The 10,190-nt window shown below is 70.0% G+C and carries 1 protein-coding gene; it reads left to right on the top strand.

Annotated features, from left to right (window positions below):
* The first annotated feature begins 11 nt into the window (after positions 1 to 11).
* Positions 12 to 10,184, top strand: coding sequence for a type I polyketide synthase (locus tag OYE22_RS05475; protein WP_277319352.1), 10,173 nt, complete (start codon positions 12 to 14; stop codon positions 10,182 to 10,184).
* The last annotated feature ends 6 nt before the right edge of the window (positions 10,185 to 10,190 follow it).

Here is a 10,190-nt window from a genome sequence, read left to right as displayed (position 1 = left end):
GACCAGAAACGGTGAGCGAGACCAAGCTGCGCGACTACCTCAAGCGCGCGACGGCCAGCCTGCACGAAACTCGTCAAGAGCTGAAGGAACTCAAGGACAGGGACCGGGAACCCATCGCCATCGTCGGCATGGGATGCAGGTATCCCGGAGGGGTGGAGTCGCCCGAAGACCTGTGGGAGCTGGTCGCCTCGGGCACCGACGCGATCTCCACCTTCCCCGTGGACCGGGGGTGGGACGAGGACCTGTACGACCCCGACCCGGAGAAGCCAGGCAAGAGCTACACGCGTGAGGGCGGGTTCCTGCACGACGCGAACGGCTTCGACGCCTCCTTCTTCGGCATGAGCCCGCGTGAGGCGCTGGCGACCGACCCGCAGCAGCGGCTGCTCCTCGAGACCTCGTGGGAGGCGCTTGAGCGGGCGGGCATCGACCCGGCCTCCGTGCGTGGCAGCCGAACCGGCGTGTTCGTCGGCGTGATGTACAACGACTACGGCTCCCGCGTCCAGGCCATACCGGAGGGCCTCGAAGGCCATCTCGGCAACGGCAGCGCCGGCAGCGTCGCCTCCGGCCGCATCTCGTACACCTTCGGCTTCGAAGGCCCCGCCGTGACCGTGGACACCGCGTGCTCCTCGTCGCTCGTGGCGCTCCAACTGGCCGTCCAGGCGCTCCGCAAGGGCGACTGCTCGCTCGCGCTCGCCGGTGGCGTGGCCATGATGGCCACCCCGGGGGTGTTCGTCGAGTTCAGCCGGTTGCGCGGACTCGCCGTGGACGGGCGCTGCAAGTCGTTCTCCAACGACGCCGACGGCACCGGATGGTCCGAGGGCGCCGGTGTGCTGCTGCTGGAGCGGCTGTCCGACGCGCGGCGCAACGGGCACCAGGTGCTGGCCGTGGTACGGGGCGCCGCCGTGAACCAGGACGGGGCGAGCAGCCGGCTCACCGCGCCCAACGGCCCCTCGCAGCAGCGGGTGATCCGCGACGCGCTGCGCGACGCCGGCCTGTCCGCGGCCGACGTGGACGCGGTGGAGGCCCACGGCACCGGAACACCGCTGGGTGACCCGATCGAGGCGCAGGCGCTGCTGGCCACCTACGGCAAGGAGCGCTCCGGAGCCGACCGGCCGTTGTGGCTGGGTTCGTTCAAGTCGAACGTGGGACACACCCAGGCGGCCGCGGGTGTGGGTGGCGTCATCAAGATGGTGATGGCCATGCGCCACGGCGTGCTGCCCAGGACCCTGCACGTGGACGAGCCGTCGGAGCATGTGGACTGGTCGGCGGGGGCGGTGTCGCTGCTGACCGAGCCGACCCCGTGGCCGGAGACGGGCGAGCCCCGCAGGGTCGGTGTGTCCTCGTTCGGTGTGAGCGGGACGAACGCGCACGTGATCCTGGAGCAGGCGCCGGAGGCCGAGGCGGCCGAGGGCGAGGTTGTCGAGGAGCCTGCCGACGGCGGCATCGCGGGCCCGGTGGCCTGGGTGGTGTCGGGCAAGAACGACACCGCGTTGCGTGCGCAGGCCGGCCGGTTGCGGGAGTACGTGGCGGAGCGCTCCGAGCTGAGCGCCGCCGACGTGGCGCGATCGCTGGTCATGACTCGTTCGGTGCTGGAGCACCGCGCGGTGCTGGTGGGCCGGGACCGCGACGAGTTGCTGGCCGGCCTGGACGCCGTCACCGAGAAGTCCGCTCGTCCGGGCGTGGTCGTGGGCGAGAGCGCGCCTCTCGGTCGTTCGGTGTTTGTGTTCCCGGGTCAGGGGGCGCAGTGGGTGGGTATGGCGGTGGGGTTGTTGGATGCCTCGCCGGTGTTCGCTGAGGCGGTGGGTGAGTGTGAGGCGGCGTTGTCTGCTCATGTGGACTGGTCGTTGACGGGTGTGTTGCGTGGTGTTGAGGGTGCGCCTGGTTTTGACCGGGTGGATGTGGTGCAGCCGGTGTTGTTCGCGGTGATGGTGTCGTTGGCGAAGTTGTGGCGTTCGGTGGGTGTGGTGCCGGATGCGGTGATGGGTCACAGTCAGGGTGAGATCGCGGCGGCGTGTGTGGCGGGTGCGTTGTCGTTGGAGGATGCCGCGAAGGTGGTGGCGTTGCGGTCGCAGGCGATCGCGGGTGGTCTGGCGGGTCGTGGCGGCATGGTGTCGGTGGGGCTTTCGGTCGACCAGGCGCGGGAGCGTCTCGCTCGGTGGGATGGTGCGATATCGGTCGCTGCGGTCAACGGCCCGGGCTCGGTGGTGGTCTCGGGTGATCCGGGTGCGTTGGATGAACTGGTCGCCGAGCTTGAGGGTGAGGAGGTGCGGGTTCGTCGGGTGCCGGTGGACTACGCCTCGCACTCGGCGCACGTGGAGTCCATCCGTGAGGAGTTGCTGAAGGTTCTGGCGGACCTGAAGCCCCGTACCTCGCAGGTGCCGTTCTACTCGACGGTCTCCGGTGAATTGGTGGACACGGCGGGTCTGGACGCGGAGTACTGGTACCGGAACCTGCGTCAGACGGTCGAGCTGGAGGTAACGACTCGCCTTCTGCTCGATGAGGGCCACACCGTGTTTGTCGAGGTGAGTCCGCATCCGGTGTTGACGCTTCCGGTTCAGCAGACGGTGGAGGCCGCTGACGCCCAGGCCGTGGTCGTGGGCACCCTGCGCCGCGATGAGGGTGGCCCGGAGCGGTTCCTGACCTCCGCCGCCGAGGTGTTCGTGAACGGTGCCGAGGTGGACTGGGCCACCGTGTTGGAGGGTCGGGGTGGTCGACAGGTCGACCTGCCGACGTACGCCTTCCAGCGGGAGCGGTACTGGCTCGACGTACCCGCGGGTGTGGGTGATGTGGGTTCGGTGGGGTTGGGTTCGTTGGGGCATCCGTTGCTGGGTGCGGTGGTGTCGTTGGCCAGCGGCGGCGGGGTACTGCTGAGCGGGCGGTTGTCGTTGGCCACGCATGAGTGGCTGGCGGATCACGCCGTCCACGGGGTCGTGTTGCTGCCCGGGACGGCGTTTGTCGAGCTTGTGGGGCAGGCCGGGGACCAGGTCGGCTGTGGCCGGATCGATGAACTCGTCCTTGAGGCGCCGCTGATCCTGCCCGAGCACGGTGGGGTGCGGCTCCAGGTCGAGGCGGGGGAGGCGGACGCCTCCGGCTTCCGCGAGGTGAGTGTGTTCTCGCGGGAGGAGGCAGCGGGCGAGGACGCGCCGTGGACGTGCCATGCCCGTGGCGTGCTCGCGCCGACGGCAGCTACCGACGCGGCTTCCTACGACTTTGGTGTGTGGCCCCCGGTGGGGGCTGAGTTGGTTGACGTGTCGGGTGAGTACGCGCGGGCTGCGGAGAACGGACTGGAGTACGGGCCGGTTTTCCAGGGGTTGAGGCGTGCGTGGCGGCGTGATGGTGAGGTGTTCGCGGAGGTTGGGCTTGTCGAGGGTGAGTGGGAGCGGGCCGGTCGGTTCGGCTTGCACCCGGCGTTGTTCGACGCGGCGTTGCATGCGATGGGTGTGAGTGAGGGTTTGGCGGGTGCTGAGGGGAGTTTGTTGCCGTTCTCGTGGCGTGGGTTTGCTTTGGAGGCGGTGGGTGCGACGTCGTTGCGGGTGCGGTTGGCGTCGGCGGGTGAGGGTTCGGGTGCGGTGTCGGTGTGGGTGGGGGATGAGTCGGGGCATGCGGTGGCGTCGGTCGAGTCGCTGGTGTTGCGGCCGGTTGTCGCTGACCAGTTGAGTGCGGTGGGTGGGGCGGTGCGGGATGCGTTGTTCCGGGTGGAGTGGGTGGACGCGCCCGGGGTTGTGGTGGCGGGTGAGGTGGCGTCGGGGACTGAGGTTGTGCGGGTGGTTTCTGGTGATGCGGGGTCGGGGTCGGGTTCGGGTGTGGTGGGTGAGGTGTATGGGCGGGTTCTTGGGGTGTTGGAGCGGGTGCAGGCGTGGGTGGGGGATGAGGGCGCGGGTGTTGCGGGTGAGCGGTTGGTGGTGGTGACGCGGGGCGCTGTCGACGCGGGTGGTGGTGTGGTGGATGTGGCGGGGGCTGCGGTGTGGGGTTTGGTGCGGTCTGCGCAGTCGGAGAATCCTGGGCGTTTGGTGTTGGTGGACACCGATGATGTGGAGGGTGTGGAGGGTCTGCTTCCTGGGGTGTTGGCCTTGGGGGAGGAGCAGGTGGTGGTGCGGTCGGGTGTGGTGCGGGTGCCGCGTTTGGGTCGGGTGGTGTCTTCGGGTGAGGTGTCGGAGTCGGGGTCGGGGGTGTTCGGTTCTGGTGCGGTGTTGGTGACGGGTGGCACGGGTGTGCTGGGCGGTTTGGTGGCCCGGCATCTGGTGGCCCGGCACGGGGTGGGCAGGTTGGTGTTGCTCTCTCGTCGTGGTGTGGAGGCTGAGGGTGCGGCGGGGTTGCGGGAGGAGTTGGAGGCCGCGGGCGCTGAGGTGGTGATCGCGGCGTGTGATGCTGCCGATCGTGAGGCGCTGGCTGGGGTGTTGGTCGGGTTGCCGGCTGGTTTTGCGTTGAGTGGTGTGGTGCACGCGGCGGGTGTGCTGGATGACGGGTTGTTGACGTCACTGACGCGTGAGCGGGTTGAGTTGGTGTTGCGGGCGAAGGTGGATGCGGCGTGGAACCTGCATGAGCTGACGGCCGGGATGGACCTGTCGGCGTTCGTGTTGTTCTCGTCGGCGGCTGGCGTGCTGGGCAGTCCGGGCCAGGGAAGTTACGCGGCGGCGAACGTGTTCCTGGATGGGCTCGCGTCATGGCGGCGGGCTCGGGGGTTGCCGAGCGTGTCGATGGCGTGGGGCCTGTGGGCCGAGGCCAGCGGGATGACCGGACACCTCGGCGACAGGGACCTGCGCCGCGTGTCGCGCTCCGGCCTGGTGCCGCTCTCCTCGCAGGAGGGGCTTGAGCTGTTCGACGCGGCTCTGGTCTCGGATGAGATCGTGCCGGTTCCGGTGCGGCTGGACGTCCCGGCGCTGCGCGCCCAGGGCGCCGAACTCTCCGCCATCTTCCGCAACGTCGTACCGGCCGCGACAGCGCGCCGTGTCGTGCGATCGGAGCAGGACGAGAGCCTGCCCAACGAACTGCGCCGGCGCCTTGAAGGCCTGCCGCGGACATCGCAGGACCAGATGTTGCTGGAGCTGGTCCGCGTGCAGACCGCGGCCGCTCTCGGACACGCCACCGCCGAGACGGTCAACACACGACGGCCGTTCAAGGAACTCGGCTTCGACTCGCTGATGGGGGTCGATCTCAGGAATCGACTCACCGCTGAGACCGGTCTGCGGCTGCCCGCCACGCTGGTCTTCGACTACCCGACGCCGATGGCACTCGTCGGCCACATCCGTGACGAGATCCTGGGCGCAGACAGCGCTGCCTCCTCGGCGGGCGCGGCGGCGGTGGCCGTGCCGGGGACGCCGGTGGACAGCGATCCCATCGTGATCGTGAGCATGAGCTGCCGGTTCCCGGGCGGGGTGCGGACCCCCGAAGAACTGTGGCAGTTGGTCATGGCGGGCACGGATGCGATGTCCGAGTTCCCGTCCGACCGTGGGTGGGACCTTGAGCGCCTGTACGACCCGGACCCCGACCGGGAGGGCACGTACTACGCCCAGAACGGTGGGTTCCTCTACGACGCGCACCAGTTCGACCCCGCCTTCTTCGACATGAGTCCGCGCGAGGCGCTGGCGACCGACCCGCAGCAGCGGCTGCTCCTCGAGACCGCGTGGGAGGCGTTCGAGCGGGCCGGTATCGACCCCACGACCAAGCGGGGCAGCCGGTCCGGTGTGTTCGTGGGCGTGATGTACAACGACTACGGCACTCGGCTGCGGCAGGTTCCCGAGGGCTTCGAGGGGTCTCTCGGCAGCGGAAGCGCCGGAAGCGTGGCGTCCGGTCGTATCTCGTACACGCTTGGCCTTGAGGGGCCGGCGGTGACGGTTGACACGGCGTGTTCGTCGTCGCTGGTCGCCCTGCACCTGGCCGCGCAGGCACTGCGCCAGGGTGAATGCGATCTCGCGCTCGCCGGTGGCGTCTCGGTGATGTCGTCGCCCGGCGCGTTCGTGGAGTTCAGCCGGCAGCGTGGGCTGGCCCCCGACGGTCGCTGCAAGCCCTTCGCGGACGCGGCGGACGGCACGGGCTGGTCCGAGGGCGTGGGCATGCTGCTCTTGGAACGGCTGTCGGATGCCAGGCGCAACGGCCACCAGGTGCTGGGTGTCGTGCGGGGTTCGGCGGTCAACCAGGACGGTGCCAGCAACGGCCTTACGGCGCCGAACGGGCCGTCGCAGCAGAGGGTAATCCGCCAGGCGCTGGCCAGCGCGGGGCTGTCGGCGGCCGAGGTGGACGCGGTCGAGGCGCACGGTACGGGTACCACGCTGGGTGACCCGATCGAGGCGCAGGCGCTGCTGGCCACCTACGGCCAGGACCGGCCCGAGGATCGTCCACTGTTGCTGGGCGCGCTGAAGTCGAACATCGGGCACACCCAGGCGGCCGCGGGTGTGGCCGGGGTCATCAAGATGGTGATGGCGATGCGGCATGGTGTGCTGCCGCGGTCGTTGCATGTGGATGAGCCGTCGCGGCAGGTGGACTGGTCGGCGGGTGAGGTGCGGCTGCTGACGGAGGCAACGGAGTGGCCTGAGACCGGGCGTCCGCGTCGGGCCGGTGTCTCGGCCTTCGGTGTGAGCGGGACCAACGCTCACACCATCATCGAGCAGGCTCCGGCGGTCGATGAGGTTGAGGACGAGGCCGGGGAGGGTCCGGCTTCCGAGGTCGACAGTGGTGTGGTCACGTGGTTGCTGTCGGCTCGTGGTGCGGACGCGTTGCGGGGGCAGGCGGCGCGGCTCAGGGCGTTCCTGTTGGAGCGGGCCGAGTGGAGTGCGCTGGATGTCGGTCACTCGTTGGTGGCGACGCGGTCGATGTTCGAGCACCGTGCGGTGGTGTCGGGCGCGAGTCGTACGGAGCTCCTCGCCGGTCTCGATGCGGTCGCATCCGGCGAAGCCGCCCCGGGGCTGGTTCAGGGCGTCGCGAACACGTCCGGTCTGCGGGCGTTCCTGTTCTCGGGTCAGGGCGCGCAGCGGCTCGGCATGGGCCGGGAGTTGTATGAGGCGTACCCGGTGTTCGCACAGGCGCTGGACGAGGTGTGTGCGCACCTCGATGTGCTGCTGGATCGTCCGCTGAAGGATGTGGTGTTCGCGGCGGAGGGCAGTGCGGATGCCGAGCTGCTGGATCAGACGGCGTTCACGCAGCCCGCGCTGTTCGCGGTCGAGGTGGCGTTGTTCCGGCTCCTGGAGCACTGGGGTGTCACCCCGGACGTGCTCATCGGCCACTCGGTGGGCGAGGTCACCGCCGCGCACGTGGCCGGCGTCTTCTCGCTTAAGGACGCGTGCACGCTGGTCGCGGCCCGTGGCCGGCTGATGCAGGCGCTGCCCGAAGGTGGCGCCATGGTGGCCGTCCAGGCGTCCGAGGAGGAGATCGTCGGATCGCTGGCCGGTCGTGAGGCCGAGGTGAGCGTCGCGGCCGTCAACGGTCCTACGGCCGTGGTCATCGCGGGTGACGAGGCCGGCGTACTGGAGATCGCCGGCCAGTGGTCGGAGCAGGGCCGCAAGACCCGCCGCCTGCGCGTCAGCCATGCCTTCCACTCGCCGCGCATGGACGCGATGCTCGGCGACTTCCGCAAGATCGTCGAGGGGGTGTCGTTCGCTCCACCGTCCATCGCGTTGGTCTCCAACGTGACCGGTGAGCCAGCGGGCGCGGACGATGTGTGCTCGGCGGAGTACTGGGTGCGCCACGTGCGGCAGGCCGTACGGTTCGCCGACGGGGTGCGGGCCCTGGAGAAGCTCGGGGTGACCTCGTTCCTGGAGGTGGGCCCCGACGGTGTGCTCACCGCGATGACGCAGGACTGCCTGACGACGGACGCCGGTTCGACCTCGGTCGTGGCACCTGTGCTGCGCAGGGACCGCCCGGAGGTTCAGGCGCTGACGGCGGCGCTGGCCGAACTCCACGTACACGGTGTCGAGGTGGGTTGGGAGCAGGTCTTCGCCGGGCGCGGTGCGCGGACGGTGGAGCTGCCGACGTACGCCTTCCAGCGGCAGCGCTACTGGCTGGAGGACCCGACGGAGGCTTCGGCCGGCTCCGTGCCGGGTGGTTCCGCCGGGGTGGACAGCGTCGACGCGCGGTTCTGGGACGCGGTGGAGCGCGAGGACCTGGAGGCGCTGGCGGAGGCGCTGGACGTCGACGGGAGCGGATCGCTGGGCGAGTTGCTGCCCGCGCTGTCCTCCTACCGCCGTCAGCGGCGCGACCAGGCCACCGTCGACGGCTGGTGCTACCGGGTCTCCTGGAAGCCGGTCCCGGAGGCCGCGGTGGGGACGCTGTCGGGCACCTGGCTGCTGGTGGTGCCCGCCGGGCTCGCGGACAGCGAGCTGACCGTCACGGTCACACAGGGGTTGGAGAAGTCCGGCGCCCGTGTCGTACCGGTGGCGGTGGACGCGAGCGCGGACCGCGACGATCTCGCCCGGGCACTGCTGGCCGCGGTTGACGGCGAGTCCGATGTCCGGGTGCTGTCGCTGCTCGCGTTGGACGAGGAGCCGATGGCCGGGCAACCGGTGGCCGCAGGACTCGCGTTGACTCTGTGGCTGGTGCAGACCGTGGCGGGGTTGGGCGTGCGCGCTCGGCTGTGGTGTGCCACGCGGGGTGCGGTGTCGGTGGGCCGTTCCGACCGGCTCGCCAGCGCCACACAGGCGCAGGTGTGGGGCCTCGGCGGAGTCGCGGCGCTTGAACAACCGCAGCGTTGGGGCGGGCTTGTCGATCTGCCCGGGACGCTCGACGAGCGCGCCGTGTCGCGTCTGGTCGGGGTGTTGGCGGGTGTGGAGGGTGAGGATCAGGTCGCGGTACGTGGTTCGGGTGTGTTCGCCAAGCGTTTGGTACGCGCTTCCGCGCCCCAGGCGGTGGGTGGTGGGGAGTGGCGGCCGAGTGGGTCGGTGTTGGTGACCGGTGGTACGGGTGCGCTGGGTGGTCATGTGGCTCGTTGGTTGGCGCGTACGAGTGCTGAGCATCTGGTGTTGACCAGTCGTCGCGGGTTGGGGGCTTCGGGTGCCGTCGAGCTGAAGGCGGAGCTGGAGGGCCTGGGTGCCCGGGTGACGGTGGCGGCGTGTGACGCGGCCGACCGTGAGGCCTTGGCGGCGGTGCTGGACGCGATTCCGAACGAGTTCCCACTGACGGCCGTGGTGCACACGGCGGGTGTGCTGGATGACGGTGTGGTGGACGCCCTGACGGTGGAGCGGACGGCCGGGGTGTTGCGTCCGAAGGTGGACGCCACCCGGAACCTGCACGAACTGACCGCCGGGATGGCCCTGTCGGCCTTCGTGTTGTTCTCCTCGGCGGCGGGCACGTTGGGTGGTCCGGGTCAGGGGAGTTACGCGGCGGGCAACGCGTATCTGGACGCGTTGGCGTTGCAGCGCCGGGCGGACGGTCTTCCGGCGACCTCCATCGCCTGGGGCGCCTGGGCCGGAAGCGGTATGGCGGTCGACGGGGAGCTCGAAGAGCAGATGCGGCGGGGCGGCATGGCCCCGATGAACCCGGACCTGGCCATCTCCGCCCTTCAGCGTGCTCTGGACCTGGACGAAGCCTTCCTCCTCGTGGCCGATGCCGCCTGGGAGCGGCTCGCGGGCGAACTGGGAGCGGACCGGACGACAGCGTTGCTGAGCGAGCTGACACAGCCGCAGCGGCCGACGGCGTCGCTGACGCCTTCCGACCCGGCGGCGACCGAGTCCGCGGCGAACGAGCTGCGCACCAGCCTGGAGGCGCTGCCCTCGGGGAAGCGCCAGCGCCAGCTACGCAAGTTGGTGCGCCAGCACGTCGCCGCGGTCCTGGCGCACACGGCCCCGGACGCCATCGAGAACGACCGCTCCTTCACCGAGCTGGGCTTTGACTCGCTGACGGCCGTACAGCTACGCAACCGGCTGGGCGCGATCACCGGCCTGGAGCTGCCGACCACCCTGGCATTCGACTACCCGAACCTCATCGCCCTGGCCGAGCACCTGGAAGCGGGCATGTTCCCGCAAGGTGTTGGGGCCGAGGGCAACGACTCGGAAGAGGACCGGATACGCGAGGCGTTGGTTTCCATTCCGCTCGCGCGTTTCCGTGAAGCCGGACTCATGGACACCCTGCTCGAACTCGCTCGGATACCGGAGAGCGGTTCTGAGTCGGCGCCGCAGGAAGAACCGAGTAGCGCGGTCGACACGATGGATGTCGATGACCTCGTCCAGAGGGCTCTGGGCGGCGCTGACCTTTGATGTTGT

Source organism: Streptomyces sp. 71268 (assembly GCF_029392895.1).
Lineage (GTDB): Bacteria > Actinomycetota > Actinomycetes > Streptomycetales > Streptomycetaceae > Streptomyces.
This window is presented reverse-complemented; position numbering and strand designations above follow the sequence as displayed.